The organism is Leptothrix ochracea (assembly GCF_041083635.1).
In the GTDB taxonomy this organism is placed as follows: domain Bacteria; phylum Pseudomonadota; class Gammaproteobacteria; order Burkholderiales; family Burkholderiaceae_C; genus Sphaerotilus; species Sphaerotilus ochraceus.
Map to the genome: position 1 here is coordinate 29876 of NZ_JBFPHB010000031.1, position 25983 is coordinate 55858.

A 25983-nucleotide genomic window follows, 5' to 3' on the forward strand; every position below is an offset into this window, starting at 1 on the left:
GATGGACATGAAACGTGTGGTTTACGTCGATGGTCAAGAAGGCACCACCGGCCTGCGTATTCACGAGCTGTTGTCGGCTCGCACGGACTTGGAGCTGCTGCGCATTGATCCCGAGAAACGCAAAGACAGCACCGAGCGTGCGCGACTGCTGAACGCGGCCGATGTCGCCTTCCTCTGCCTGCCCGATGCTGCGGCCAAGGAAGCGGTCAGCTTGGTCACCAATCCGGCCACCTGCATCATCGACGCCAGCACCGCCCACCGGACTCAACCGGGCTGGGTCTACGGCTTGCCGGAACTCGCCCCCACGCAGCGCGATGCGATCCGGGCGGGCAAACGCATCGCCAATCCAGGGTGTCATGCCACAGCCTTCATCGTGCTGCTGCGTCCCTTGATCGACGCCGGCTTGATCCCTGCCGATGCAGCGATCACCGCCACATCGATCACCGGCTATTCAGGCGGCGGCAAATCGATGATCGAGCAATACCGCAGCGGCGCAGATGCCAAGCTGGCCTCACCGCGTCCCTATGCGTTGGGTCTGAGCCACAAACACATCCCGGAGATGGGGGCCCATACGGGCCTGAACATCGCCCCAGTGTTCATGCCGGTGGTCGGCAACTTCTACCAAGGGCTGGCGGTGAGCGTGCCGCTGCATCTGAGCAGCTTGGGCGCAGGCGTGACCGCCGAGCATCTGCATGCAGCTCTGGCCGCACGCTACCAAGGCGAACGCTTTGTGCGCGTACTGCCGCTCAATGGCATGGAGGCGCTGGACAACGGCTTTTTTGACATCCAAGCCTGCAACGAAACCAACCGCGCAGATGTGTGTGTTTTTGCCAACGCGACCCAGGCCGTGCTGATGGCTCGCATCGACAACTTGGGCAAGGGCGCCAGCGGCGCCGCTATCCAAGCGATGAACATCCACTTGGGTCTCGACGAGACCTTGGCCCTTCAGGCATGAAAAACGGGCCCAGTGGGCCCGTTTGTTCAAAGCGCAGGGCATCACACAACCTGCGCGATGCCGCTGTATCAGCTCAGGTGCGCGCTGATCAGCTTGGTCATTTCGAACATCGACACCTGATCAACCTTGAAGATTTCCTTCAACTTGGCGTCGGCGTTGATCATGCGCTTGTTGGCTTCATCCTGAAGCTTGTGCTTCTTGATGTAGACCCAAACCTTCTTGGTCACTTCGGTGCGGGGCAACGGCTTGGCGCCCACCACGGCTGCGAGAGCCTTGGATGGTGTCAATGGCTTCATAAAGCCTGCGGCCGGCTTGGTCACCGGTGCTGCGGCCTTGGCCGCCTTGGTCGCGACCTTTTTGACAGCGGCAACCTCGGTTGCAGCCGGTGCCGCTGCGACCTTGGTCACCGACTTCTTGACCGCGACCTCCGGGGTTGCAGCGCTTTTCGCCGGTGCCTTCGTTGCGGCGGCCTTCTTTGCAGTTGCCATGTCATTTATCTCCATCAAAAGCATTCATTGAAACGGCACCGTTGGCCACTGAGCAGACCCGCCCGCGACGCTTCGGAAACACCGTGCGCACGAATGTTACTGCTTGCACCAAGGGATGAAAAGCATGCGCTCCTTGAACCGATCCCCACAAAGATGAAACAAGCACCTCAAGGGTGCAGGATTACGCGCCCAGAACCCACCTTCTTGCGCTGATTCATTGGCACTCTCCCGACTTAAGGGCAAAATCGGCCCCGTCCTTGGCTTGCCACCACCTTACCCTTGCACTCCATGAGTTTCGAGTTTTATGCCGTGACCGATCGCGGTCTCGCCCGCTCGAACAACGAAGACTCTGTCGTCGTTGACGAGTCCGTGGCCTTGGCCGTCCTTGCCGATGGCATGGGCGGCTACAACGCGGGTGAAGTGGCCAGCAACATGGCCACCACCTTCATCCGTTCTGAACTTGGACGCTGGCTGGGCGAAGCGCCAGCGATGGTGAGCGAGAACGATGTTCGTCGTGCGATGGATATCTGCGTCGATAACGCCAACCGTTCGATCTTCAATGCCGCCAACGCCAACCCCCAATATGCGGGGATGGGCACCACCTTGGTGGTCGCGGTGTTCCGAGGCAGCCGTTTGCTGGTCGGTCATGTCGGGGACTCGCGCACCTATCGCTGGCGGGGGGGGCGTTTGACGCAAATCACCCGTGATCACTCTTTGCTGCAAGAACAAATTGACGCCGGCTTGCTGACACCCGAACAAGCGGCCAAGAGCACGCACAAGAACTTGGTGACACGCGCGGTGGGTGTTGAAGACGTCGTTCTGCTGGAAACTCACACACATGGCGTCATGCCAGGTGACATCTATCTACTGTGCTCGGACGGTCTGTCGGATATGCTGAGCGATGACGAGATCTCCCAAGTGCTTCATGCTCATCACACGATTGCAGAAACAGGTGATGCCTTGGTATCCGCAGCCAATTCAGCCGGTGGACGGGATAATATTGCTGTGATCCTCGTCACGGTGCGGGGGGGTGGGGCTGGTACCCGTTCTTGGTGGCCCTTCCGTCACTGACCGCTCCGCCGACTCGTACTGTTTTCACGCATTGATTCAGAGGCCACGCATGCCAAAACTCGTCGTTTCGCTGGACGGGGTCGTCATCAAGGAAGTCCAGCTCATGAAGGACCGGACGACCCTCGGACGACGTCCGTACAACGACATCGTGATCGACAACTTGGCCGTCAGCGGTGAGCACGCCGTGCTCCAGATGGACGGCCCCGGTGTCTATATCGAGGACCAAAACAGCACCAATGGCACGTACATCAACGGTCGTGCCATCAAAAAACAATTGCTGCAGCACAACGATACGGTCGAGATCGGCAAGTACAAGATCAAGTACGTGGTCGAAGACAGCACCGATTACGAACAGACCATGATCCTGAAACAGGGTCAAGTCCCGCTAGGACCGGGGCCGATCGTACGGCAGACGCCCCCCATGGCAACAGGTGTACCGCCCAGTTATCCGACCAATGCCAACGCCGGCCCCCCCCTCCAAGCCGTGATCAAGGTGCTGTCCGGCGCTGCGGCTGGCCGGGAAGTCGTGCTGACCAAGGTGGTGACGACCGTGGGACGACCCGGCATGCAAGTGGCTTCGATCACCAAACGACCCGGCGGCTATGTGTTTTCGCATGTGGAGGGCGCACATCGCCCCACAGTGAACGGCATGCCCGTGATGTCGGACCCTGTGCACCTGAAAGATGGTGATGTGATCGAGCTGGCAGGATCACAGATGCAGTTCGTGCAACCCTGATTTCATGTTGCAAATCTGATGAATCTGCATGTTCTCGGCTGCTCGGGATCGATTGCCGCCGGCAGCCGAACAACAGCTTTTCTGATCGAAAAGAATGTCTTGATCGACGCCGGCACCGGTGTCGGTGATTTGCCGCTGGAAGATCTGGCGCAAATCGACCACATCCTGTTGTCGCACTCGCACCTCGACCACGTGCTCGGCATCCCGCTCTTGGCCGATAGCGTGATGCGCGAACGCCTCGAACGCCGCCCTTACCAGCCGATCCGGGTGTATGGCCTCGTGGCCACCTTGGACGCTTTGCGCAAGCACCTTTTCAACGGCGTGTTGTGGCCCGACTTCACCCGCCTGCCCAGCCATCAACCGATCATCGAATTGGTGGAGGTGGATGTCGGTCAGGCCTTGGACATCGGTGGACAGCGCATCGAAGTGCTGCCAGCGCGGCATACCGTGCCTGCGGTGGGCTACGCGGTGGCGACGCCCAGCGGCTGGTGGGTCTACACCGGCGATACCGGCCCCAACCCCGACCTGTGGGCCACCCTGAAGGGCCGCAAGCTGGCGCAGTTGGTGATCGAGACCGCCTTCAGCGACGAAGAGCTCGCGCTGGCCAAGATCAGCCAGCATCTTTCACCTTGCCGCCTGCGCGACGAAATCATCCAACTCGACCAGCCGACCGCGATTGCCATCACCCACATGAAGCCGGGTGAGCGGGCCGCCGTGATGGGTCAGATTGAGCAGTTGCAGGTGCCTCACACCATCCAAGCTCTGCAAACCGGTCAGCGCTTCTCGTTCTGAGAACGACTGGATGGAGCCTTCGCCCGTTCCTGCTTGGGCAAGTAGCGTTGATCGGAGTACGTCACCATCCACTCCGGATGGAAGGCGACAAAAATCGCTGTCATGCCTCCGGTGGCAAAGGCTTCGGCCCACGAAATCAACCAGCGGCCGATCAGCAGCTCTGAGAGATTGGACGGCGCCACGCTGGCTTGAGCGGCTGTGGCCGGTCCCATCCACAGCCAGACCGACCCTGAGATCCCCAAGGCCAAAGCGGTGGTGAGAAACCCCCGGCCCAAGATGTAGACAAACAGGTGATGCGGCAAAAAGCGCCGGGTCGCCAAACCGATCAGCAGGGCCAACGTGCCCGGCATCATGCCGTTCCAGAGCAGCAACTCGGTGGTCCGATCCATGCTCACCCCCGCCAGCCAGCCGCCCAAAAAGGCCACCGGCCACAAAGTCAGCATCGCCAGCGGCCAGCCGAACATCAGCACCATCAAGCAAGCGCCAGAGAGCTGCATCTGTGGGCCAAAAAAGGGCACGATTTTTTGGGTCGCCCAAAACCACGGCAGCACCACCAGCACCGCCAACCACGGGTGTTGCAGGGCCTCGGTTTGACGCAAAGTCGCCCACGGACGAAAGGCCAGCGCCACACCGGTCACGGCCATCGCGGCCAGTCCGTGACCGCTCAGCGCCACAGTCAAGAGATCATGAAAAAGCATGGTCGGCATGGTGCCATCAAGGTGTAACACTGGCCTGAGGGTCGTCCATCGGGGGATGAGGTTTCTACGAGTGACGTTGACGTAAACGTCAAGACATAATGATCTTATGTCGATCCTCGCCTCCCAACTCAACCCGCGCGCCGCCGACGTCCAAGCCAACGCCGCCGTGATGCGCACCCTTGTGGCTGACTTGCAAACGCACCTTGAGCGCATCCATCAAGGCGGTGGCGAGGTGGCCCGGGCCAAACACCTCGGGCGCGGCAAGTGGCTGCCCCGACAACGCATCGAAGCCTTGCTCGACCCCGGCAGCCCCTTTCTGGAGTTGAGCCCCCTGGCTGCTTTGGGGCTGTACAAGGACGAAGCGCCTTGCGCCGGACTGATCACCGGCATCGGCCGGGTGGCCGGTGTCGAGTGCCTGATCATCTGCAACGACGCCACTGTCAAGGGCGGCACCTATTACCCGCTGACGGTCAAAAAGCATCTGCGGGCCCAAGAAGTGGCGCAGCAAAACCACCTGCCCTGCATTTATCTGGTCGATTCGGGCGGGGCCAACCTGCCCAACCAAGACGAGGTCTTCCCCGACCGCGATCACTTTGGCCGGATTTTTTACAACCAAGCGCGCATGTCGGCCGAGGGCATCGCGCAGATCGCGGTGGTGATGGGTTCATGTACCGCTGGCGGAGCCTATGTGCCGGCGATGAGCGACGAGACCATCATCGTGCGCGAGCAAGGCACCATTTTCCTCGGCGGCCCGCCGCTGGTGAAAGCCGCCACCGGCGAGGAAGTCAGCGCCGAAGACCTGGGCGGCGGCGATGTACACACGCGCCTGTCGGGCGTGGCCGACCATCTGGCCGACAACGACGCCCACGCCTTGGCCTTGGCCCGCCAAGCCATCCGCCACCTGAACCGGCGCAAAACGCATGAGCTGGCTTGCCAGCCCGCCCGCCCGCCGCGTTTTGATCCGCTTGAGCTGCACGGCATCATCCCGCTCGACGCCCACGGCGTGATGACACGCAAGCCCTTTGATGTGCGCGAAGTCATCGCCCGCATCGTCGATGACAGCGCCTTTGACGAATTCAAGGCGCGCTACGGCACCACCCTCGTGACCGGCTTTGCCCACATCGAAGGCCTGCCCGTGGGGATCGTGGCCAACAACGGCATCTTGTTCGCCGAAAGTGCCGACAAAGGCGCGCACTTCATCGAGCTGTGCTGCCAGCGCCGCATTCCGCTGGTCTTTTTGCAGAACATCACCGGCTTCATGGTCGGGCGCAAGGTCGAAAACGAAGGCATCGCCCGCGCCGGGGCCAAGATGGTCACCGCCGTGGCTTGCGCTGAGGTGCCCAAGTTCACCGTCATCATCGGCGGCAGTTTTGGCGCTGGCAACTACGGCATGTGCGGTCGGGCCTTCTCGCCACGCTTCATCTGGATGTGGCCCAACGCGCGCATCTCGGTGATGGGTGGCGAGCAAGCCGCCAGCGTGCTGGCCACCGTCAAGCGCGATGGGCTGGAAGCCAAGGGCAGCCCTTGGAGCAGCGAGGAAGAAGCCGCCTTCAAAGCACCGATCCTTGAGCAATACGAGCGCCAAGGGCACCCCTATTACGCCAGCGCCCGGCTCTGGGACGACGGCGTCATCGACCCAGCCGACACCCGCCGCGTGCTGGGCTTGGGCCTATCCGTCAGCTTGAACGCCCCGATCCCACCGACCCGCTTCGGCATCTTTCGCATGTGACTCTTCAACCCGCCGTCAAAAAGCACATGAACACCCTCCCCCCGATGCTGGCGCTGGAACGCGAGGGGCCCGTGGCCCGCGTCTGGCTGAACCGTCCCGACACGCGCAACGCCTTCAACGCCGAGCTGATCCATGCGCTTGATCGCTGCTTTGCCCAATTGGCCACCGAGCCCGAGCTGCGCGTGATCGTGCTGGGCGGACGCGGCAAGGTCTTTTGCGCCGGGGCCGATCTGGGCTGGATGCGCGACATGGCCACCCAAGGCTGGGACGCAAACCACCGCGACGCCCAAGCACTGGCCGCGATGCTCTGGACGATCTGGTCCTGCCCCGTGCCGATCATTGGTCGCATCCACGGCGACTGCTTTGCCGGCGGCTTGGGGCTGGCCGCCGTGTGTGATGTGCGCGTGGCGGCGGAAGGCGCGCAGTTTTGCCTCTCCGAAGCGCGGCTCGGCCTGCTGCCGGCCACCATCGCGCCCTACGTGGTGCGCGCCATGGGCCAGAGCGCCGCGCAGCGCTACATGATCACCGCCGAGCGCTTCAGCGCCGCCCAAGCGGCCCGCTGCGGGCTGATGCACGAGGTGGTGGCGCCCGAGCAACTCGACACCCACGTGCAGGCGCTGATCGAGGGCCTGCGAGCCAACGGCCCGGCGGCGGTGCGGGCTTGCAAGCAACTGGTGCGTGACGTCGCCCAAGCACCGCTCAGCCCCGAGCTGCGCGCCGACACCGCCCGGCGCATCGCCGACATCCGCGCCAGCGCCGAAGGCCGCGAAGGTCTGCGCGCCTTTCTGGACAAACGCCCCCCTGCCTGGACCACGGACCCATGTTCAAGAAAATCCTGATCGCCAATCGTGGCGAAATCGCCTGCCGCATCGCCGCCACCGCGCGCCGTTTGGGCGTGCGCAGCGTGGCGGTGTACGCCGACAGCGATGCGCACAGTCAACACGTGGCGGCCTGCGACGAAGCCATCGCCCTCGGCGGCCAAAGTGCGCGCGACAGCTACCTGCGCCCCGAGCTGATCCTCGCCGCCGCCCAAGCCAGCGGGGCCGAGGCCATCCACCCCGGCTACGGCTTTTTGAGCGAGAACCCCGAGTTCGCCCAAGCGTGCCAAGACGCCGGCCTGGTCTTCATCGGCCCGCCCGCCAGCGCCATCCGCGCCATGGGGCTCAAATCGGCCGCCAAACGCTTGATGCAAGACGCCGGTGTGCCGCTGGTGCCGGGCTATCACGGCGAGGACCAAGACCCGGCACGGCTGGCGCTGGAGGCCGAGCGCATCGGCTACCCGGTGCTGATCAAGGCCAGCGCGGGCGGCGGCGGCAAGGGCATGCGCATCGTCACCGAGGCCGCAGCCTTTGAGGCCGCCCTCGCTTCGTGCCAGCGCGAGGCCCAAGCCAGCTTTGGCGATGCCGCCGTGCTGATCGAGCGCTACGTGCAGCGCCCGCGCCACGTCGAGATCCAGATCTTTGGCGACCGCCACGGCCAGTTTGTGCATCTGTTTGAGCGCGATTGCTCGGTGCAGCGCCGCCACCAAAAGGTGCTGGAAGAAGCCCCGGCCCCCGGCCTGCCCGAGACCGTGCGCCAAGCCATGGCGCAAGCCGCCATCCAAGCCGCCCGCGCTGTGAGCTATGTGGGGGCCGGCACGGTCGAGTTCATCGTCGAGCCCGGCCAAGGCGCTGCGCCGCCGCGCTTTTACTTCATGGAGATGAACACCCGGCTGCAAGTCGAGCATCCCGTGACCGAAGCCATCACCGGGCTGGATCTGGTCGAGTGGCAGTTGCGCATCGCCAGCGGTGAAGCCCTGCCGCTGGCGCAAGAAGCGCTGCGTTGCCACGGCCACGCCATCGAAGCCCGGCTTTGCGCCGAGAACCCCGACACCGGCTTTTTGCCCGCCATCGGCACCTTGGCGGTGCTGCGCTGGCCCGAGCACGTCGCCTTTGAGCGCGGCGCGGTGCGGGTCGATACCGGCGTGAAAGAAGGTGACGCGATCTCGCCGCACTTCGATTCGATGATCGCCAAGATCATCGTCTGGGGCGAGGACCGCGACCAAGCCTTGGTGCGGCTCGACGCGGCCTTGGCCCAAACCCATGTGGTGGGCCTGCCGAGCAACGCGGCTTTTCTGCGCCGGGTGGTGAACTGCAAGCGCTTTGCCTCCGCTGAACTCGACACCGGCTTGATCGAGCACGAACGCGCCGCCCTGTTTGACGCCCCGCCCTTGGCGCTGGCCACGGTGGCCCAAGCGGTGGTGGCGCACAGCTTGGCCGAGGAAGCCGCGCAAAGTCAGATCCATCACCAAGGATCAAGCGACCCTTGGTCGGCCCGCGACGGCTGGCGCATGCACGGCGCAGCGCAGCGCTTGTTTGAGATCGAACACGCCGGCGAGCGCCAGCGTTTCAGCCTGCTCCAGCAAGCGGGTCGGCCGATGCAGTTGGCGCTGGGCGCTCAGCTGCTGAGCGTTGATGCGTCACGCTTCAAAGGCGCGGTCTATCGTTTTGAAGACCGCACGGGCACGCTGCTCTCGATCCACACCGACGCTGGCCAAGCGCTGGTGCGCTGGATTGATCCCTTGCAAGACGCGATAAAAAACGCCACCCAAAGCCCAACTCAGGCCCATGGCGGCGGCTTGCAAGCGCCGATGCCGGGCAAGGTGATTGCACTGCTGGTCAAGGTGGGCGATGTCGTCGCTGCGGGTCAAGCCGTGGCGGTGATGGAAGCCATGAAGATCGAGCACACCCTGACAGCCCCCAAGGCCGGCACGGTGCAAGCCCTGCGCTACAGCGTGGGCGATCAGGTCGCCGAGGGCGAGGCGTTGATCGAGCTGAACAGGCTTTGAAAGGAGCGCGAGCCGTGGACACGCGGGCTGCTGATCGTCACCCGCTGTGCCTTGATGTGGTCGGCCGAGGCTTGGCGAAATTGATCGCCCAGACGCCGCAGCTCCGGGTTGCGCGCGCTGCGGCACAGGCTGAGCACCGCCAGCGCGTACTCATGCGGGCCCAGCATCAGGGGCACGTCGATGGCTTCCCCCACTTCCTGCAACAGCAGGTCGCGGATACGGCAAGCAAGACTCAGGCGGATGGATTCAGGCATAGCAGCGCACTCATGAACGGTAGCGGTCGCTATGGTTGTCTGAGATACGCCATAGCGCCAGTCCCAAAATCACGCAATTCGCAAGCCATGTGTGACAGGCGTGTTCGTCGTCACATTTACCCCTAAGGAATACCCGATGTCCCTGCCTTCCAAGGTCACACTGGTCGATGTCGGACCGCGCGACGGTCTGCAAAACGAGGCCCAGATGGTCGCGGCCGAGCACAAGATTGAGCTGGTGCATCGGCTGCAAAACGCCGGGCTCGACGCCATCGAAGTCACCAGTTTTGTCAGCCCGCGCTGGGTGCCGCAGATGAGCGACAACGCCGCCGTGATGGCCGGGCTGCAACGGCGAGCCGGCGTGCGCTACAGCGCCCTCACCCCCAATAGGCAAGGCTTTGAAGCCGCCTTGGCGGCCAAGGTGGATGAGGTGGTGGTGTTTGCCGCCGCCAGCGAGAGCTTCAGCCGCAAAAACATCAACTGCTCGGTGGCCGAAAGCATCGAACGCTTCCGCCCCGTGACCCAAGCCGCGCATGCCGCCGGCCTGCGGGTACGGGGGGTGATTTCATGCGCGCTGGGCTGCCCCTATGAGGGCGAGGTCTCGCCCGATGCGGTGGAACGCGTGGCGCACGCCATGAAGGATCTGGGCGTCGATCACTTGGGCGTAGCCGACACCATCGGCGTGGGCACACCGCTCAAGGTGCAACACGCTTTGGAGCGCGCCTTGCGCCACTTCCCCCTCGATGAGGTCAGCGGCCATTTCCACGACACCTACGGCCAAGCGCTGGCCAACGTCTACGCCAGCCTCCAGCTCGGCATCCACATCTTCGACACCAGCGTCGCCGGCCTCGGCGGCTGCCCCTACGCCCAAGGCGCCACCGGCAACGTCGCCACCGAAGACGTGGTCTACCTCCTCCACGGCCTCGGCATCTCCACCGGCATCGACCTCCCCGCCCTCATCGACGCCGGCACCTTCATCTCCACCCTCCTCCACCGCCCCACCGGCTCCCGCGTGGCCCGAGCGATGGCCGCCCAACAAACCAAGTCATAACCCCCAAAAGGGGGATGCCACACCCATCCCCCAAAAGTTGGAGTCGGGATCTTTTCAAAGCACTTTGAAAAACTTACGATGCCTCCCAAGGGAGCATCACCAGCGCGATAGACCGCACAGGCGAGAAAAGGGTCAAGATGAAACAAAAGCTCTACATCTGGAAAATAGTCTCGTTGATACTTGTCGTTTCTGGCTGCACAGCCATTCCGATGAGCAACACTGAAATAAACACTAAGGTCAGAGCAATTGTTCTGGGCAAAAACATTGACAATTTATATTCAATGTGGGGCAAACCAACAAGAGTCGAGCAACTCCCAAGTGCGAATGGAAAAATCTATGTGTGGCAGAACTCAGATTATCAAAGCATAGTAACGGCGGACAAATTAGGTTTAGTCACAGACTATTACGCAAACGGCAACTACTCTCTAAAGTGAGATCCGACACAGAGTATTTATGTGCACCAAACCTGCGGCTCAACACGGACCACATCTGGCGGATGTACCAATATTTATGTTTAGCAGAAGATAAAATCATGAAGTATCTTAAAAAGATCAGGAAAAGCATAAATAACTTTATTACTGAATTCCAAGACAATCCATACAATTTCTTGTACGAAGCGGACTTGCAAGCCATTCTATTCTCAATAGCGTACTCAAATCTAAAAACAGATCAAATAGCTTTGCACGGAGGCTATCACAACACAAAATACTACCCTACAGACGGGATAATATCGACATCGCCGGTCAAGTGTGAATACCCAGGCTCCGCACGATTCGATATCGCTTTCATAGATCGAGACGACATTGATGGCTACGATGCAAAAACTTGGGAGGAACGTGGCTGGAGAAATGATAGATTTTGGGAGCTTCCAGTATGCGCTGCAATTGAATTGAAATACATGCAAATCGGCGAGAAGGCGCAATACAAGCTTAATGGATGCAGAAAGGATCTAGAAAAGCTTAGGATTTACAGCGAGCAAACCAAGGAATTTATTGGTATATCTATGCTGCTTATTCAATCAGACAAACAATTTCATGAAACATTGTCTTCAGGCATGTCTGATGCTATTGAATTCGACGACATCGACAAATCTGGCCTTTACTGGTGAATTATTGGTCCATCCAATGTTTTATGGCACAAGTATAAATAAAAAGACTGTTATTCATACATATACATTCATATAAAAATTTATTATCGACGATTTATTTTTAGATGGGCCATCGCTTATTCATCCCAGAATTTGATGCTGTTCTTTGATGAAGAAAAGTCCCTTCGGATTCGTAAAGCCGATTGAGATACAGGACGGTCTTCAATCTCATCAAGAATACTGAGATTGGTTTGCATGGTTCGAGAAACCGGGGGTGAAGCTGGGGGGATAGATGTCTTCACAGATAGACCGAAACAGGGCCAATTTCGAATGCATTTAACCGTCCAGCATTCTCCGTTTCCTCTTCAGGCCTCAAGTTCGAGATACATCTGAACTTGAGGTGTTGTGCGAGCTGGTCTTATCTAAGCTGAAAGCATGGCCAGTTGCTCAAATCGAGGTGGAGCTTTTCGTTGAATAGCCTCACATCGCCTTGCGCAAATTGGCTGGGGGAATGCGCAGGGATTCGCGGTATTTGGCGACGGTGCGGCGGGCGACTTGGATGCCTTGTTCGGCGAGCATGTCGGAGAGGTGGCTGTCGGAGAGAGGTTTGTGGGGGCTCTCTGCCGAGACGAGTTGTTTGATCAGCGCGCGCACGGCGGTGCTGGAGGCATTGCCGCCGGTTTCGGTGTTGAGGGAGGAGCCGAAGAAGTACTTGAGCTCAAAGGTGCCGTAGGGCGTGGTCATGTACTTGGCGGTGGTCACGCGCGAAATGGTCGATTCGTGCAGACCCAGCTCGTCGGCGATCTCACGCAGCACCAGCGGCTTCATGGCGATCTCGCCGTGGCTGAAAAACGCTTTTTGGCGCTCGACGATGGCGCGTGAGACGCGCTCGATGGTGTCGAAGCGCTGGATGATGTTTTTGACGAACCAGCGCGCCTCTTGCAGCCGCGTGGCAAGCACGTTGCCGGAGTCGTCCCCAGCGGCCGTCCCACCCGCTGCGACGTTGCTGCGCTGCTGACCGCGCTGTTGGCGCAGGGCTTGGGCGTACATCTCGTTGATGCGCAAACGCGGCATCACGTCCGGATTGAGCATCACGCGCCAGCCGCGACCGGCTTTTTGCACGATCACATCGGGCACGATGATGTTGGCCTCGGCGGTCGAAAAGGGGCGGCCGGGCTTGGGCTCCAGGGACTTGATCAGTTGCTGGGCCAGCCGCAGGGCCCCGGCGTCTGCCCCGGTCAGCGCCAGCAGGCGGGTCACATCGCGCCGGGCCAGCAAGTCGAGATGTGCGGCGCAAATTTGCAGCGCCAAGTCGCGCTCAGGGCTGGGCACGTGCTGGCGCAGTTGCAGCTGCAAGCATTCGCTCAAGTCACGCGCCCCAACCCCCGTGGGCTCCAAGCTCTGCAACCAATGCAAGGCGCAGCGCAGCTGATCCATCAGGTCTTCGCGCAGCGCTTGGGCGTCTTCAAACGACAAAGCGGCCGTCGCGTCTTGCAGCAGCAAGCCTTCCCAAAGCCGGGCGTGGATCTCGTCGAGCGGGTCGGCCAGATAGCCGTCGTCGCTGAGCGACTCGATCAGCGCTTCGACCAAAAAAGCCTCTTCGGCCGAAAGCCGCAGATCCGCCACCTGCACGCGCAAATGGTCGGCCAGCGAGGCGCTCGCCGCCGTGCGTTCGCGCCAGTCGTCGGCGTCTTCATCGGTGCCAGAACCGGCTTGGCGCAGGCTGGGCAAATCGGCGATGCCGTCGAAATCGTCTTGCTCGGTGCCGTTTTCCCAGTCATCGCGCGCCGTCACACCTTGGTCGAGCTGATCAAGAGGCGGTGTGTCCGCTTCGGCCCCTTCATCACGCGCGCGCTCTTGGGCGTTGTCACGCGGGTCCACCCGCTCGGGCAGGGCCGAAGCCTCTAGGGACGGCAGCGCATGATCCTCTTCGACATCGAGGAACGGGTTCTGTTCGAGCATCTGCTCGACCTCTTGCTGCAACTCCAGGGTCGAGAGTTGCAGCAGCCGGATCGACTGCTGAAGCTGCGGTGTCAGCGCCAAGTGTTGTGACAGGCGAACCTGGAGGGATGCTCTCATCGCCGCACCTTGCCGCGCTTACATGCGGAAATGCTCACCGAGGTAGACCTTGCGAACTTCGGTGTTTTCAACAATCTCTGCGGGCGTGCCTTCAGCCAGCACGCTGCCTTCACTGATGATGTAAGCGCGATCACAAATACCCAGGGTTTCGCGGACGTTGTGGTCGGTGATGAGCACCCCGATGCCACGCGCCCGCAGGAAAGCGATGTTGCGCTGGATCTCGATCACAGCGATCGGGTCCACACCGGCAAACGGCTCGTCCAGCAAGATAAAACGCGGTTGCGTGGCCAAGGCACGGGCGATTTCCACCCGCCGGCGCTCACCGCCCGACAGGGCCAAGGCCGGACTGTGGCGCAAACGCTCAATCGACAAATCGGCCAGCAAGCCATCCAAGCGCTCGTTGACCTGCGCCGTGCTCAAGGGCTTGCCGCTCGGGCCGTACTGCAACTCCAGCACCGCGCGGATGTTGTCTTGCACCGACAGACGGCGAAAGATCGAGGCCTCCTGCGGCAGATACGACAAACCGAGCCGCGCACGCTGATGGATCGGCAAACGCTCGACCGAGCGACCGTCCAGCTCAATTCGGCCGGCATCGGCGCGCACCAAGCCGACGATCATGTAAAAGCTGGTGGTCTTGCCCGCGCCGTTGGGGCCAAGCAAGCCAATCACTTCACCGCTGCCCACCGCCAGATGGACGTTCTTCACCACTTGGCGCGCGCCGTAGCGCTTTTGCAGGCCGTCCACCACCAAGCGGCTGCTGCGGTCGATGACCGGATCGACACCGCCGCTCAACGCCGCTCTCCTTGGGGCGCAGAAGCCGGGGCGCTTGAGGGCGCGGGTGAGACCAGCCCGCGCACCCGGCCCTTGACCCCGCCCGCAGGCGCAGCACCCAGCACTTCCCACACTTCGCGCTCGTGGTCATAGGCGATGGTGTGACCGGCCATCTCGTCAGCCAGCACCGTGCCGCGCCAGCGGCGCAGCACCGCTTGGCCCGAGAGCTTGACGGTGCCACTCTTGGCGTCGTACTCCACCCGCAGGGCTTGGCCCTCAACGCGCTCGTCGCCCTCAAGGCTTTCGCGGCCTTCGCGCTTTTGCTCAAAACGCGCTGGCGTGCCGTCTTGGCCCAGCGCCAGCACCTGTTCGCCTTGAGGCGTGGTGCGCAACTCGACCTCGCCCGCGTGGATCTGCATCCCGCCCCGGATGATTTCGACCCGACCGCTCAGGACACGCACCTTGCGTTTATCGTCGATGCGCAGCGCATCGGCCGAAAACATCAGCGCGGGTTGAGAAGCGGTCGCGGCGGGCGGCAACAGCGCAGCGGTTTTGTCCGCCGCCATGGCCGAGCCCGCCCACAAGGCCAGCATCCCCACCCAAAGGCCGACACGCGGCCCCAAGAGCCAGCGGCTCATCGTGATCATCATGTCGATCAACCGCCCTTGCGGACCTTGTCGATGAGCTGATCGGCCAGCGTCAGCACCCGCACTTGGCCGTCGGTTTCCGGCAAGCCTGCGCCCGCCATCGACGGCGAGGTCAGGTACTGACCGTGGATACCGATCGAGGGCACGCCGTCGATCTTGTAGGCCTCGGAGAGCTGCTTGCCTTGGCGCACCTTGGCTTGCACACCGAAGGAGTTGTAGGTGTCGGTGAATTCCTTGCGGTCCAAGCCTTGGGCGACGACAAAGTCGATGATGGCTTCGGGGCGCTCCAAACGCGCGCCGTTTTGGTGGATCGCTTGGAAGACCTTGCGATGCACCGCGTCCACTTTGTTCAACGCTTCGAGCGACAAATAAAGCTTTTGCAGCGGCTCAAACGCCGGGCGGAAGGCCACATGAACGCGGCGGAAAACCACATCCGCCGGCAACTTGCGCACCCAGTCCGCCAAGGTCGGCTCAAAAGCGTGGCAATGCGGGCAGCCGTACCAGAAGAACTCGATCACTTCGATCTTGCCCTTGGGCACCGTCACCGGCAGCGCCGGTGACAGACGCTGGTAATGCTTGCCTTCTTGGAAGTTGCCTTGAGCGAAAGCGGCGACACCCTTCGACGCCAGCCATGTGCCCATCACCCCTTGGGTGCTCTTTGCGATGAAATTGCGACGATCCATGTTGAAAAATTCCTTTGCTCTTTGCATGGCACGGCTGGGGACCGTGCCTTAACGCGGCACGGGCACCAAGGTGGCATCCCGATAACCGGCATCCACAGCTTGGCCGCGCACCGATTCAGCGTCGTCACGGGCCTCAAAAGGCCCGACGCGCACCCGGTAGACCGTGCGACCGGTCTGTTCCCGCTCGGTCACACGGGCCGTGAGCCCCGACATGGCCAGCTTGGCGCGCTGCTGCTCAGCGTCTTCGCTGCGGGCATACGCCCCCACTTGGATGTAGTACTGAAACGGATCGGGCCCCGCGTGGGCTGACACCGCACTGGCGGCCTTAAGAACCCAGCCACCGACGGCGCTGGCCGCAGCCGACGTGGCCACCGAAGCCGCCTCCGCCGTGGCACTGGCGCTCGCTGCCACCGCGCTGGCAGCCGACAGCCCCTTGCCATAGAGGGGCGTGTTCGGATCCCAATGGCGGTTCTTCTCGGCTTCCGCCGCGTCTTGCTCCGCCGTGCGCTGCGGCACCTTGTCCATGAAAGGCACCGGGGCCTTGTTGATGGTGATGGCCAGCACCAAAGCCACGGCCAGACCGAGCAAGATGCCCAAGCCCAATCCGAGCATGAAACTGCCGCGACCCGCTTTCCCTGTCTCCGTCATGGTGTCGATCCTTGTGTGGGTTCACATTGCTTTGTGGGTTCACATCTTGCGTGGTGCACTGACCCCAAGCAGGGCCAAGGCCGACCGCAACACCTGCGCGGTCGCGGCCAACAAGGCCATGCGGGCGCGGCTCAAGGCGGCGTCATCGACCAAGAAGCGCTCGGCAGCGTAATAGCCGTGGAACAACCCGGCCAGCTCGCGCAAGTAGAAAGCCACGTCGTGCGGCGCCAGATCGGCCGCCGCCCGTCCCAGCATCTCGGGGTAATCGGCCAGCTTGTTCATCAAGGTGGCTTCGCTCGGGGCCACCAGCAGGCTCAAGTCCGCTTGGGCCAAAGACGCTTGATCGCCGCCCCGGGTCTGGCTCCATTGATCCAACACCGAGCAGATGCGCGCGTGGGCGTACTGGACGTAGAACACCGGGTTTTCGTCGTTCTTTTGCAGCGCCAGATCGACATCGAAGGTGTATTCGGTGTCGGCCTTGCGGCTGATCAGGAAGAAACGCACCGCATCCTTGCTGGTCCACTCGATCAAGTCACGCAAGGTCACGTAAGAGCCGGCGCGCTTGGAGATCTTGACCTCCTCGCCGCCACGCATCACCCGCACCATGGTGTGCAGGATGTAATCCGGAAAACCGGCCGGAATGCCCAAGCCCGCAGCCTGCAAACCGGCCCGCACCCGGGCGATGGTGCCGTGGTGATCGGTGCCTTGGATGTTGATGGCGCGGGCGTAGCCCCGTTCCCACTTGGTGATGTGATAGGCCACATCGGGCACGAAGTAGGTGAAACCGCCGTCGGACTTGCGCATCACGCGGTCTTTGTCGTCACCGTAGTCTGTGGTACGCAGCCACAGCGCGCCCTCGTGCTCGAAGGTCTTGCCAGCGTCGCTCAGGCGCTGCACCGCCGCCGCCACACGCCCGCTGGTGTAGAGGCTCGACTCCAGGTAGTAGTTGTCGAAGCGCACCCCGAAGGCCTTGAGGTCCAGATCCTGCTCGTGGCGCAGATAGGCCACCGCAAATTCGCGGATGTTGTCCAGATCCTGCGGATCACCCGAAGCGGTGAAGGTGCGGTCATCGGCCTCGACCGTCTTGCCAGCAAGGTAGTCGGCCGCGATGTCGGCGATGTAGTCGCCGTTGTAGGCCGACTCCGGCCAGCCCGCATCACCGGGCTTGAGGCCATCGATGCGCGCCTTGGTCGAAAGCGCCAAGGTCTGGATCTGCACCCCGGCGTCGTTGTAATAGAACTCACGCAACACCCGCAGACCTTGGGTCTCGAAGACGTTGCACAGCGCATCTCCCAGCGCCGCTTGGCGGCCGTGGCCCACGTGCAGCGGGCCGGTCGGGTTGGCCGAGACAAATTCGACCATCACACCGCTGTCTTGGACCGGGGCGCGGCCAAAGGCGTCACCCTCGCCCAGCACCGAAGCGACCACGCCTTGGCGGGCGGCAGGCTTGAGACGCAGGTTGATGAAACCGGGGCCGGCGATCTCCATCGCATCGACCCAACGCTCACAAGCGGGCTTGGCCGACAAGGCGGCGATGAGCTGCTGCGCCAGCTCGCGCGGATTGCGCTTGAGCGGCCGCGCCAGCTGCATGGCGGCGGTACAGGCCAAGTCGCCATGAGCGGCTTGTTTGGGGTTTTCGAAAGCGGGGGCAAGCGTGGAACCGGGGACCAGTTCAACCAGCGCCTCACCCAGCGCGGCAAGCAGTTCTTTTTTGGCTTGAATCATGCCGGGATTCTACGGGTCGGGTACAACAGCGCTGATCATGCCGACCTCGCCCACCCCCCGCTCCTCAGCCAGCTCCACGGCCTTGCCTGAGCGCATTGGCAAATATCAAGTCCTGCAACGCTTGGGCGAAGGTGCCACGAGCGAGGTGTTCCTCTGCCACGACCCGTTCAAAAACGAGGACGTGGCCATCAAACGCATGCGAGCGCACATGCAAGGCGGCAGCACCGCCGACAACGTCTTCGAGCACTTCTTCGCCGCCGAAGCCGCTTTGGCGGGGCGACTCCATCATCCCAACGTGGTGCGCATCCACGACGCGGTGGCCGATCCTGAGGGCCCGTATCTGGTGATGGATTACGTCCCCGGCACCACGCTTAAAACCTACTGCCGCCCCGATCAGTGGCTGCCGCTGGATCAGATCGTTGAAATCGGCTTCAAGTGCGCCATGGCGCTGAACTACTGCTTCCGCCAAGGGCTGATCCACCGCGACATCAAACCGGCCAACATCTTGGTGGTGGCGCACGGTCAGCGTGTTGAAGACGTGCGCATCAGCGATTTCGGCAGCGTCTTGAACCTGCGCTCCGACGCCACGCAAGTGTTCCGGGTCGGCTCGCTGGCCTACATGTCGCCCGAGCAACTCGACGGTGATGACTTGGATTGCCGCGCCGACATGTACGGCTTGGGGGCGGTGCTCTTTCACCTGATCACCGGTCGCCCGCCTTTTCTCAGCAACAGCCAAGCCAGCCTGATGCATCAGGTCTGCCATGACCCCGTTCCGAGCCTGATGGGCGTGCGCCCCGATATCACCGAAGCGTTCGACACCGTCATCCACCGTGCGCTGGCCAAGAAAAGCGCCGATCGCTACGCCGATTGGGATCAATTTGCCGAAGCGCTCTCGGCGCTGGTGCGGGGCCGCAGTTTGGGCGACAATCCGGCCTCAGCCAGCGACGTGCTCGACTCTGAGCGTTTCCACCTGCTGCGCAAGCTGGAGTTCTTCAACGGCTTCGACGATGTGGCGCTGTGGGAAGTGGTGCGCCGCGCCCACTGGCAGCGCTTTCGGAGCGGTACCGCCCTGTCGCGCAAAGGCGAAACCGATCCGACCTTCCACATCATTGCCAGCGGTGCGGTCGAGATCTACCGCGAAGGTCAGCGCGTCGCCCACCTGGGCGCTGGCACCACGGTGGGTGAAATGGCCTACTTGGCACCGAATCCGGAAATGCGCGTGCGCAGCGTCGATGTGATCGTCACTGAAACCGCCACCACCATGTCGTTCACGCCCGATTCGCTGGCCCAACTCAGCGCCAGCTGCAAACCCCTGTTCGATCAGGCCTTCATCAAGGTGCTGGTGCGCCGCTTGCACGCCGCGCATGAAGCGCTGGATCACCCGCGCCGAATTCTGGGTCATTGAACCCATGAAAGGGCCTGTGCGACACTGCGCGGGCTCAACGTTCTTTGGTCAACCGCCCTTACTGGAGTGCTCTCATGCGCCGTTCTTGGACCCTCGCCTTCGTCGCCTCACTCAGCCTCATCGGTACCGCTGCTCAAGCGTTCAACCCGACGTGCGATGCTGAAGCCACCAACCGCAAACTGGTGGGTGCTGCCAAAACCAGTTTTCTGAAAAAGTGTGAAAAAGACGCCAAGGGCCCGGCGCACAGCGCTGGCGCAGCCAGCGCTACGGCGGCCAAGAGTGGTTGTGAGACGCAAGCGAGCGAAAAGAAGCTCAAGGGTGCCGCCAAGAACAGCTTCGTCAAGAAGTGCGTCGCCAGCGCCAGCAAGTAACGCTAGCAAGTAACGCCAACGCGCAACACCCATGCCCTATCTCTGGCTCAAAGCCCTGCACATCGTTTTCATCGCCAGCTGGTTTGCCGGTCTGTTCTATCTGCCCCGGCTGTTCGTCAACTTGGCGATGGTGGAGCCCGACAGCCACGCTGAGCGCGAACGCCTACTGCTGATGGCGGGCAAGCTGCAACGCTTCTCGCACGGGTTGATGGTGATCGCCTTGCTGAGCGGCTTGGGGCTTTGGCTGGGTTACGACCTCTGGTCACTGCGCGGGGGGGATGGGCCGCACGGCTGGCTGCACGCCAAGCTGACACTGGTGGCCCTGGTGGTCGGCTATCACGTGCATAACCAGCGCCTGCTGGGGCATTTCAAACGCCAGACCCATCAACGCTCGCACCGCTGGTTCCGGGTCTACAACGAAGGCTCGGTCTTGCTGTTTGCGGCGATCGTGGTCATGGTGGTTGTCAAGCCGTTCTGATCAACGTCTGATCAGCGTCGGATCAACCTCAGCGCCTGCGGTCATGGCAACCCCCCACTACCGCTCCTCAGCTTGGCCGGTGGCGTGGATATGGATCGGCCTGATCGTCTACGCCAGCTTGCACCCCTTCAGCGGCTGGCGTTCCTCGACCTCCGATTGGCTCAGCCTGCTGTGGTTGCCCAAGCCGCATTCATCACGCTTCGATCTCTGGAGCAACTTCGCGGCCTACGCTCCGCTGGGCCTGTTGATGACGGTCGGGCGCTTGCGCGCTGGCGAGCGCGGTCGCTGGGCGGCTTTCAAAGCACTGCTGGCCGGCTGCCTGCTCTCGCTGCTGATGGAGTGGACCCAAAACTTCTTGCCCATGCGGGTGCCCTCGCGCCTTGACTTGGCCATGAACAGCTTGGGCACGGGCCTCGGGGTCGGCATCGCCTTGCTGCTCAACCGCAGCGGCTGGCTGCTGCGCTGGCAAATCTTGCGCGACACCTGGCTGCTGCCACACGGCACCGTGGGCATCGCCTTGCTGCTGTCTTGGCCGATGGCCTTGCTCTTCCCACCGCCCCTGCCCTTGGGCATGGGCCAAGGTCTGAGTCACTTGAGCGAAGCGCTCATCGACTTGCTGGCCAACACCCCTTGGGCCGACTGGGTTCCACAGACCATCCCCAGCGATACCCTGAGCCAAGGCAGCGAAATGTTTGCCATTGCCTTGGGCACCTTGGCCCCTTGCTGGGTCGCCTTCGAGATGAGCCGTAACCCCCATCGGCGGTTGGTCTTGATGGCCGCCATCGTCGGTGCAGGGCTGATCAGCACCACCCTCTCGACCGCCCTCAACTTCGGACCCGACCATGCCATGGCGTGGATCACGCCGCCCGTCCCTTATGGTTTGGGTCTGGGCTTGCTCCTCGGTGCGGGTCTGGCTTGGCTGCCCCGACGCTTGATCGCCGCCATCGGCTTGATCGCGCTGACCACCCTGATTGATCTGGTGAACCAGATCCCAAACGACCCTTATTTCGCCCTCAGTCTGCAAGGCTGGGAACAAGGCAAGTTCATTCGTTTTCATGGCATGGCCGAATGGTTGGGCTGGGGTTGGCCCTTTGCGGCGCTGATCTTTCTCTTGGTTCGACTCACGCTCGGCAAGGAGCCGCCCACCAGCGGCCCCAAGGACCTTTCTACAATCCCGCCATGAACACTTCGTACTACCAGCGCCACATCTTCTTTTGCCTCAATCAGCGCGACAACGGTCAGGCGTGCTGCGCCGATCAAAGTGCTGCTGCGGGCTTTGAGCACTGCAAGATGCGCGTCAAGACCGAAGGCTTGGCCGGGCCGGGGCAAGTCCGGGTCAACAAGGCTGGCTGCTTGGACCGCTGCGCCGGCGCACCCGTGGCCGTGGTCTACCCGGAGGCGGTCTGGTACACCTTTGTGGACAACCACGATATCGACGAGATCATCGACAGCCACCTCCAAAAGGGCCAAATCGTCGAGCGCCTGCGTCTGCCGGATGACGTCGGACATTGAGCGACCGCAACCGCCCTCCACCATGAACGCTCAAACCCAGCGCCTGCTGTGCACCGGTCCGGTCGGGATGATCGAGTGCGCCTTGGACATCCCCGTCGCCAGCACGGCACCGCGCGGCCTGGCCGTGATCGCCCATCCGCATCCGCTGTTCGGCGGCACGATGGACAACAAGGTGGTGCAGACCATGGCGCGGGCGCTGCTGCAACTCGGCTACAGCTGCGTGCGCTTCAACTTCCGGGGCGTGGGCGCCACCGAGGGCAGCCACGCCGACGGCTTGGGCGAATGCGAGGACATGCTGGCCGTGATCGCCGCCCACCGCGCACCGAACCTGCCGCTGGTCTTGGCCGGCTTTTCCTTCGGCGCCTACGTCACCACCTTGGCCGCTGAAAAGCTCAGCGGCGATGACCGGGCTGAGCGCCTGATCCTCGTCGGCCCCTCGACCCAACGCGCCACGCCCGCCAACGTCCCGGCCAACACCTTGGTGATCCACGGTGAAACCGACGAGGTCGTGCCGCTCAGCGCCACGCTCAACTGGGCGCGCCCCCAGCAGCTGCCGGTGGTGGTGATGCCCGGCGTGGGTCACTTCTTCCATGGTCAATTGACCCCCCTGCGCGACCTGATCGTGCGCAGTTGGCACGCCCCGCACGCCCCCTCCCAAGCCCACCTCCAAGCCCCCCCGCTTGCTTCGCCCCCCTCCTCCCGATGAATCGTCTACTGCTTCTTGGCCTGAGTCTCTTGCTGAGTCTTCTGGGTCCCGTCCTCGCTCAGGCTCAAACGCTCCAAGCGCCCGAAATCGCTGCCCGGGCCTACGTGCTGCTCGACGTGACGGCCGGTCAGGTCTTGGCCAGTCGAGACGCTGACACCACCGTCGAGCCGGCCTCGCTCACCAAGCTGATGACGGCCTACTTGGTGTTTCAGGCGCTTGAACAGCATCAACTGACCCTGCAACAAGAGCTGATGGTCTCGGAACGGGCTTGGAAAACGGGCATGACCGAGTCCTCGCGCATGTTCATCCAAGTGGGCACACGGGTTGCCGTCGAAGACTTGATCCGGGGCATGATCATCCAGAGTGGCAACGACGCCACCGTCTTGCTGGCCGAAGCGGTTGGCGGCTCGGTCGAAGCCTTCGTCGAGCGCATGAACCGCCAAGCCCAAGCCTTTGGTCTGAAGAACACCCAGTTCAAAAACCCCGAAGGCTTGCCGGCAGCGGGCCATGTCAGCACCGCGCGCGAGCTGGCCATCATCGCCGCCCGGCTGCTGACCGATTTCCCCGAACGGGTCGGTTACTACCGGCAAAAAGAGTTCACCTACAACAAGATCCGCCAAGAAAACCGCAACCTGCTGCTCTGGCGGGACCCGAGCGTGGACGGTCTGAAAACCGGCTACACCGACGCAGCCGGCTACTGCCTGATCGCCAGCGCCAAGCGCGACCAAGCCACTGGCGGCGCCCGGCGCCTGATCTCGGTCGTGTTGGGCGCCGCTTCCAAGGAAGCCCGCGCCACCGAAAGCCAGAAGCTGCTCAACTGGGGCTACGCCAACTTCGACATGATCAAGTTGTTTGACGCGCGCCAGACCATCAGCACCGCCCCGGTCTGGAAGGGCGCCAAACCCACCGCCCTGCTGGGCTCGCTCACCCCCATCTACGCCTTGGTGCCCCGAGGCACGGGCAAGCAGATCAAGACCGAACTCACCCGCACCGATCCGCTCATGGCGCCGCTGGAAGTGGGTCAGCGCGTCGGTGTGCTGAAAATCAGCGTCCCCGGTCAGCCGACCGCCGAAGTGCCGATCACCGTGGTTGAAGCGGTGCCGGTGGCTGGCGTGGTGGGCCGTTTATGGGATAGCCTGCGGTTATTCCTGAAATAAACCCCCATCACTCCGGTCCCGACGAGGAAACCATCATGTCTACCCCCCCAGTTGCCCTGAACGACCGCCCCTGCTACCTCAACGGCGCTTGGCAGAGTTTGGGAACAACACAGGTGTCGGTGCTTGACCGAGGTTTCCTTTTTGGTGACGGCATCCATGAAGCCTTGGCGGTTCATGCCCTGCGGCTGTTCCGCTTTGACGAACACATGGCCCGGCTGGAACACGCCTTGGCGGTGGCTCGCATCCCCAATCCGCTGGACCGCGCCGGCTGGCTGGCGCTGCTGCGTGAACTGGCCAACCGTGTGGCTGAGCATGAACAGCGCCTGCACATTCACGTCACGCGGGGTCAGGCCCTCCAAGCCCATGACCTGCACCCCCGCTTGGTAGAGGGCCTCAGCCCCCATGTTTTTTTGATGAGTGAGCCCATCTCAGCCCCGAGCGCGGAGATGCGTCACCACGGCGTGGGGTGCATCACGGCGCCGGATTTCCGCTGGGAACGCGACGACATCGGCTCGACCTCGCTTCTGGGTCACTTCATGGCCCATCAGTTGGCCCAAGACCAAAGTGCCTTTGAAACCATTCTGTTGCGTGACCACGGCCACGGTCGGGTGGATGTGACGGGTGGCGCCATCTCAGACGTCTGGATCGTGTTGGAAGATGCCCTCCTCGGCGGTCCAACATCAGGCCATCGCTCCGGCGATGCTCCGGTCGAGTTGCTGCGTGAATGGGCCGAGAACGTCGGTATCGCTTGCCACGCCCGCCCCATCACCGCCACGGAACTGCGCAGTGCGAGTGAAATCCTGCTGAGCCAGCCAAGCTTTGAGTTGCTGGCGGTCACCCGTCTCGACGGTGAGGCGGTCGGCCACGGCACGGGGCGCGGTCGGCCGGGGCCGGTGTATGCCCGCCTCGCCCAAGCCTATCAGCAAGCCCGCATCGAACAATCTCTCAACCTTGCACCATGACGAGCCCGAACAGCCTTCCACCCGAGCCATCGCCGATCGAATACCCCTGCGACTTTCCCATCAAGGTGATGGGACCCCATGACCCCGGTTTTGTGGCAAGCATCGGCGCGGTGGCGCAGCAGTTTGACCCAGCGTTCAACCCAGCATCCATCGCACAACGCCCCAGCAGCAAGGGCACCTATCTGGGGCTGACCCTCACGGTGCACGCCACCAGCCGGGAGCAACTGGACGCGCTCTACCGCGCCTTGACCAGCCACCCGATGGTGAAGTACGTGCTTTAAGGCTTAGGCTTAAAGGCCCCACCACCACGTGATCACGCTCTTGGCGATGAAACCCACCATCCCAAAGGCCAGCACCACAAAGAGGATGAATGTTCCAAACTTGCCGGCTTTCGATTCGTAGGCCAATTGACCCACGATGAAGAGCATGTAGATGATGAAGGCACCGACCCCAAAGGTCATGCCGAAATTGGTGATCTGCTCTTCAGTGAAACCAAACATGGCGGGGTTCCGGAAAGATGGAGGGTGCGATGATAAGGCCCTGTGTGCCAGCAGGATATCGAGCCTAACCCGCTCAGTCCTTGCTGATCCGCGCCAGACGCCCCAAACCGCGCTCTAAATCCGCACCGACCGTGTGCTCCAACCCAAGGCCCAACCAGCGGCCCACCGGGTTCATGCCGAAGTCAGCATCCAGACTCCACGTCACACGGGTCCCCACAGGCGTGGTGTCCAATGTGAATGCACCATGGGCCGGCACACCCAGCTCGACCAAGGTCAAGGTGTAGGTCAGCAAGCGACGTGACTCCGCCCCCTCAAAGCGCAATTTCATGGCGGGATCTTTGAGCGACCACGGCGACCACGTGCTCCATTGCTGGGGATCAGCGATCAGCCCCCAAACCCGTTGAATCGGCACAAAGAGGTCAAGACTTCGCTCAACATGCCCATGGCTTGGCAAGAAAAAAGCCACGCCCACCAAGAGGCCAAGACAAACCGCCATGGCTTTCAACACATTGAATAACCAACGCATGAGCGTGACTCCAGGATCGCAAAAGTAACAAATTGGTAACTAGTTACAATCTAAACGAGCCGGATCGTCATGGCAAGAGGCCATGTCCTACGGACACCCGAATCGGGTGGATCGCGCTTCACCACCCA

30 protein-coding genes are annotated in these 25983 nt (G+C 62.2%); 19 read left to right on the forward strand and 11 right to left on the reverse strand.

Features of this window, described 5'->3' with window-relative positions:
- The first annotated feature begins 7 nt into the window (after positions 1–7).
- Positions 8–955, forward strand: a complete 948-nt coding sequence (gene argC / locus AB3X39_RS11150; RefSeq protein WP_369417521.1) for an N-acetyl-gamma-glutamyl-phosphate reductase — start codon at positions 8–10, stop codon at positions 953–955.
- 68 nt (positions 956–1023) lie between these two features.
- Here the strand turns inward: argC and AB3X39_RS11155 are convergent, their stop codons facing one another.
- Positions 1024–1443, reverse strand: a complete 420-nt coding sequence (locus AB3X39_RS11155; RefSeq protein ID WP_369417522.1) for an SWIB/MDM2 domain-containing protein — start codon at positions 1441–1443, stop codon at positions 1024–1026.
- Positions 1444–1731: 288 nt separating this feature from the next.
- On the opposite strand from AB3X39_RS11155, the gene AB3X39_RS11160 reads away from it, so the two are divergent.
- Genes AB3X39_RS11160 through AB3X39_RS11170 form a run of 3 tightly spaced genes read left to right on the forward strand, consistent with a single transcriptional unit; the run spans position 1732 to position 4042 of the window.
- Positions 1732–2514 carry a Stp1/IreP family PP2C-type Ser/Thr phosphatase gene (locus AB3X39_RS11160; protein WP_369417457.1) on the forward strand — a complete coding sequence of 261 codons (783 nt, stop codon included), beginning with the start codon at positions 1732–1734 and terminating at the stop codon, positions 2512–2514.
- A gap of 49 nt (positions 2515–2563) precedes the next feature.
- On the forward strand, positions 2564–3250 hold the full coding sequence (locus tag AB3X39_RS11165; protein WP_369417458.1) for an FHA domain-containing protein: 687 nt from the start codon (positions 2564–2566) through the stop codon (positions 3248–3250).
- Positions 3251–3268: 18 nt separating this feature from the next.
- Positions 3269–4042 carry an MBL fold metallo-hydrolase gene (locus AB3X39_RS11170; RefSeq protein WP_369417459.1) on the forward strand — a complete coding sequence of 258 codons (774 nt, stop codon included), beginning with the start codon at positions 3269–3271 and terminating at the stop codon, positions 4040–4042.
- On the opposite strand, the gene AB3X39_RS11175 is transcribed toward AB3X39_RS11170, so the two are convergent.
- Positions 4024–4749: a hypothetical protein gene (locus tag AB3X39_RS11175; RefSeq protein WP_369417460.1), complete on the reverse strand. Its 726-nt coding sequence runs from the start codon at positions 4747–4749 to the stop codon at positions 4024–4026. The two genes, AB3X39_RS11170 and AB3X39_RS11175, sit on opposite strands and share 19 nt — an antisense overlap.
- 97 nt (positions 4750–4846) lie before the next feature.
- On the opposite strand from AB3X39_RS11175, the gene AB3X39_RS11180 reads away from it, so the two are divergent.
- The 3 genes from AB3X39_RS11180 to AB3X39_RS11190 are packed head-to-tail and all read left to right on the forward strand — an operon-like array spanning position 4847 to position 9296.
- Positions 4847–6469 (forward strand): carboxyl transferase domain-containing protein, encoded by a 1623-nt coding sequence (locus tag AB3X39_RS11180; protein ID WP_369417461.1) that lies wholly within the window; start codon positions 4847–4849, stop codon positions 6467–6469.
- 26 nt (positions 6470–6495) lie between these two features.
- Positions 6496–7308 (forward strand): enoyl-CoA hydratase/isomerase family protein, encoded by an 813-nt coding sequence (locus AB3X39_RS11185; protein ID WP_369417462.1) that lies wholly within the window; start codon positions 6496–6498, stop codon positions 7306–7308.
- Entirely contained in the window at positions 7290–9296 is a 2007-nt protein-coding gene (locus AB3X39_RS11190) for an acetyl/propionyl/methylcrotonyl-CoA carboxylase subunit alpha (RefSeq protein WP_369417463.1), read from the forward strand. Before AB3X39_RS11185 ends, AB3X39_RS11190 begins: the two co-directional genes overlap by 19 nt.
- Here AB3X39_RS11190 and AB3X39_RS11195 read toward each other — a convergent pair.
- Positions 9251–9550 carry a hypothetical protein gene (locus AB3X39_RS11195; RefSeq protein ID WP_369417464.1) on the reverse strand — a complete coding sequence of 100 codons (300 nt, stop codon included), beginning with the start codon at positions 9548–9550 and terminating at the stop codon, positions 9251–9253. The genes AB3X39_RS11190 and AB3X39_RS11195 overlap by 46 nt on opposite strands.
- Positions 9551–9686: 136 nt before the next feature.
- Here AB3X39_RS11195 and AB3X39_RS11200 point away from each other — a divergent pair, with 136 nt between their 5' ends.
- From AB3X39_RS11200 to AB3X39_RS11210, 3 genes are all read left to right on the forward strand, one after another.
- The gene (locus AB3X39_RS11200; RefSeq protein ID WP_369417465.1) at positions 9687–10598 is read left to right on the forward strand and encodes a hydroxymethylglutaryl-CoA lyase; all 912 of its coding nucleotides are present in this window, start codon (positions 9687–9689) and stop codon (positions 10596–10598) included.
- 137 nt (positions 10599–10735) lie between these two features.
- The gene (locus tag AB3X39_RS11205) at positions 10736–11032 is read left to right on the forward strand and encodes a hypothetical protein (protein ID WP_369417466.1); all 297 of its coding nucleotides are present in this window, start codon (positions 10736–10738) and stop codon (positions 11030–11032) included.
- 98 nt (positions 11033–11130) lie between these two features.
- On the forward strand, positions 11131–11706 hold the full coding sequence (locus tag AB3X39_RS11210) for a hypothetical protein (RefSeq protein WP_369417467.1): 576 nt from the start codon (positions 11131–11133) through the stop codon (positions 11704–11706).
- A 459-nt stretch (positions 11707–12165) separates the two neighbouring features.
- Here the strand turns inward: AB3X39_RS11210 and AB3X39_RS11215 are convergent, their stop codons facing one another.
- Genes AB3X39_RS11215 through argS form a run of 6 tightly spaced genes read right to left on the reverse strand, consistent with a single transcriptional unit; the run spans position 12166 to position 18238 of the window.
- Positions 12166–13764: an RNA polymerase factor sigma-54 gene (locus AB3X39_RS11215; protein WP_369417468.1), complete on the reverse strand. Its 1599-nt coding sequence runs from the start codon at positions 13762–13764 to the stop codon at positions 12166–12168.
- A gap of 18 nt (positions 13765–13782) precedes the next feature.
- Positions 13783–14556 carry an LPS export ABC transporter ATP-binding protein gene (gene lptB / locus AB3X39_RS11220; protein WP_369417469.1) on the reverse strand — a complete coding sequence of 258 codons (774 nt, stop codon included), beginning with the start codon at positions 14554–14556 and terminating at the stop codon, positions 13783–13785.
- Positions 14553–15185, reverse strand: coding sequence for a lipopolysaccharide transport periplasmic protein LptA (gene lptA / locus AB3X39_RS11225; RefSeq protein WP_369417470.1), 633 nt, complete (start codon positions 15183–15185; stop codon positions 14553–14555). Before lptA ends, lptB begins: the two co-directional genes overlap by 4 nt.
- A gap of 5 nt (positions 15186–15190) precedes the next feature.
- Positions 15191–15865 (reverse strand): thiol:disulfide interchange protein DsbA/DsbL, encoded by a 675-nt coding sequence (locus AB3X39_RS11230; RefSeq protein WP_369417471.1) that lies wholly within the window; start codon positions 15863–15865, stop codon positions 15191–15193.
- A gap of 48 nt (positions 15866–15913) precedes the next feature.
- Positions 15914–16513 carry an SPOR domain-containing protein gene (locus tag AB3X39_RS11235; protein ID WP_369417472.1) on the reverse strand — a complete coding sequence of 200 codons (600 nt, stop codon included), beginning with the start codon at positions 16511–16513 and terminating at the stop codon, positions 15914–15916.
- Between the two features lie 39 nt (positions 16514–16552).
- Positions 16553–18238, reverse strand: a complete 1686-nt coding sequence (argS, locus tag AB3X39_RS11240) for an arginine--tRNA ligase (RefSeq protein WP_369417473.1) — start codon at positions 18236–18238, stop codon at positions 16553–16555.
- Between argS and AB3X39_RS11245 the strand changes: the two genes are divergently transcribed.
- From AB3X39_RS11245 to AB3X39_RS11285, 9 genes are all read left to right on the forward strand, one after another.
- A complete protein-coding gene (locus AB3X39_RS11245) occupies positions 18237–19643 on the forward strand; it encodes a serine/threonine protein kinase (RefSeq protein WP_369417474.1) in 1407 nt (468 codons plus the stop codon). The genes argS and AB3X39_RS11245 overlap by 2 nt on opposite strands.
- 74 nt (positions 19644–19717) lie before the next feature.
- Positions 19718–20014, forward strand: coding sequence for a hypothetical protein (locus AB3X39_RS11250; RefSeq protein ID WP_369417475.1), 297 nt, complete (start codon positions 19718–19720; stop codon positions 20012–20014).
- 31 nt (positions 20015–20045) lie between these two features.
- Entirely contained in the window at positions 20046–20492 is a 447-nt protein-coding gene (locus AB3X39_RS11255) for a CopD family protein (RefSeq protein WP_369417476.1), read from the forward strand.
- Positions 20493–20535: 43 nt separating this feature from the next.
- A complete protein-coding gene (locus tag AB3X39_RS11260; RefSeq protein ID WP_369417477.1) occupies positions 20536–21675 on the forward strand; it encodes a VanZ family protein in 1140 nt (379 codons plus the stop codon).
- Positions 21672–22004, forward strand: a complete 333-nt coding sequence (locus AB3X39_RS11265; protein WP_369417478.1) for a (2Fe-2S) ferredoxin domain-containing protein — start codon at positions 21672–21674, stop codon at positions 22002–22004. Before AB3X39_RS11260 ends, AB3X39_RS11265 begins: the two co-directional genes overlap by 4 nt.
- A gap of 22 nt (positions 22005–22026) precedes the next feature.
- A complete protein-coding gene (locus AB3X39_RS11270) occupies positions 22027–22710 on the forward strand; it encodes an alpha/beta hydrolase (protein WP_369417479.1) in 684 nt (227 codons plus the stop codon).
- Positions 22707–23867, forward strand: coding sequence for a D-alanyl-D-alanine carboxypeptidase family protein (locus tag AB3X39_RS11275; RefSeq protein ID WP_369417480.1), 1161 nt, complete (start codon positions 22707–22709; stop codon positions 23865–23867). Before AB3X39_RS11270 ends, AB3X39_RS11275 begins: the two co-directional genes overlap by 4 nt.
- A gap of 35 nt (positions 23868–23902) precedes the next feature.
- Positions 23903–24829: an aminotransferase class IV gene (locus tag AB3X39_RS11280; protein WP_369417481.1), complete on the forward strand. Its 927-nt coding sequence runs from the start codon at positions 23903–23905 to the stop codon at positions 24827–24829.
- Positions 24826–25110, forward strand: a complete 285-nt coding sequence (locus AB3X39_RS11285) for a YbeD family protein (RefSeq protein ID WP_369417482.1) — start codon at positions 24826–24828, stop codon at positions 25108–25110. The genes AB3X39_RS11280 and AB3X39_RS11285 overlap by 4 nt, the downstream gene beginning before the upstream one ends.
- Positions 25111–25119: 9 nt before the next feature.
- Here AB3X39_RS11285 and AB3X39_RS11290 read toward each other — a convergent pair whose 3' ends face one another.
- Positions 25120–25329, reverse strand: a complete 210-nt coding sequence (locus tag AB3X39_RS11290) for a DUF2788 domain-containing protein (protein ID WP_369417483.1) — start codon at positions 25327–25329, stop codon at positions 25120–25122.
- 73 nt (positions 25330–25402) lie between these two features.
- The gene (locus AB3X39_RS11295; RefSeq protein WP_369417484.1) at positions 25403–25855 is read right to left on the reverse strand and encodes an SRPBCC family protein; all 453 of its coding nucleotides are present in this window, start codon (positions 25853–25855) and stop codon (positions 25403–25405) included.
- Positions 25856–25983 lie beyond the last annotated feature (128 nt).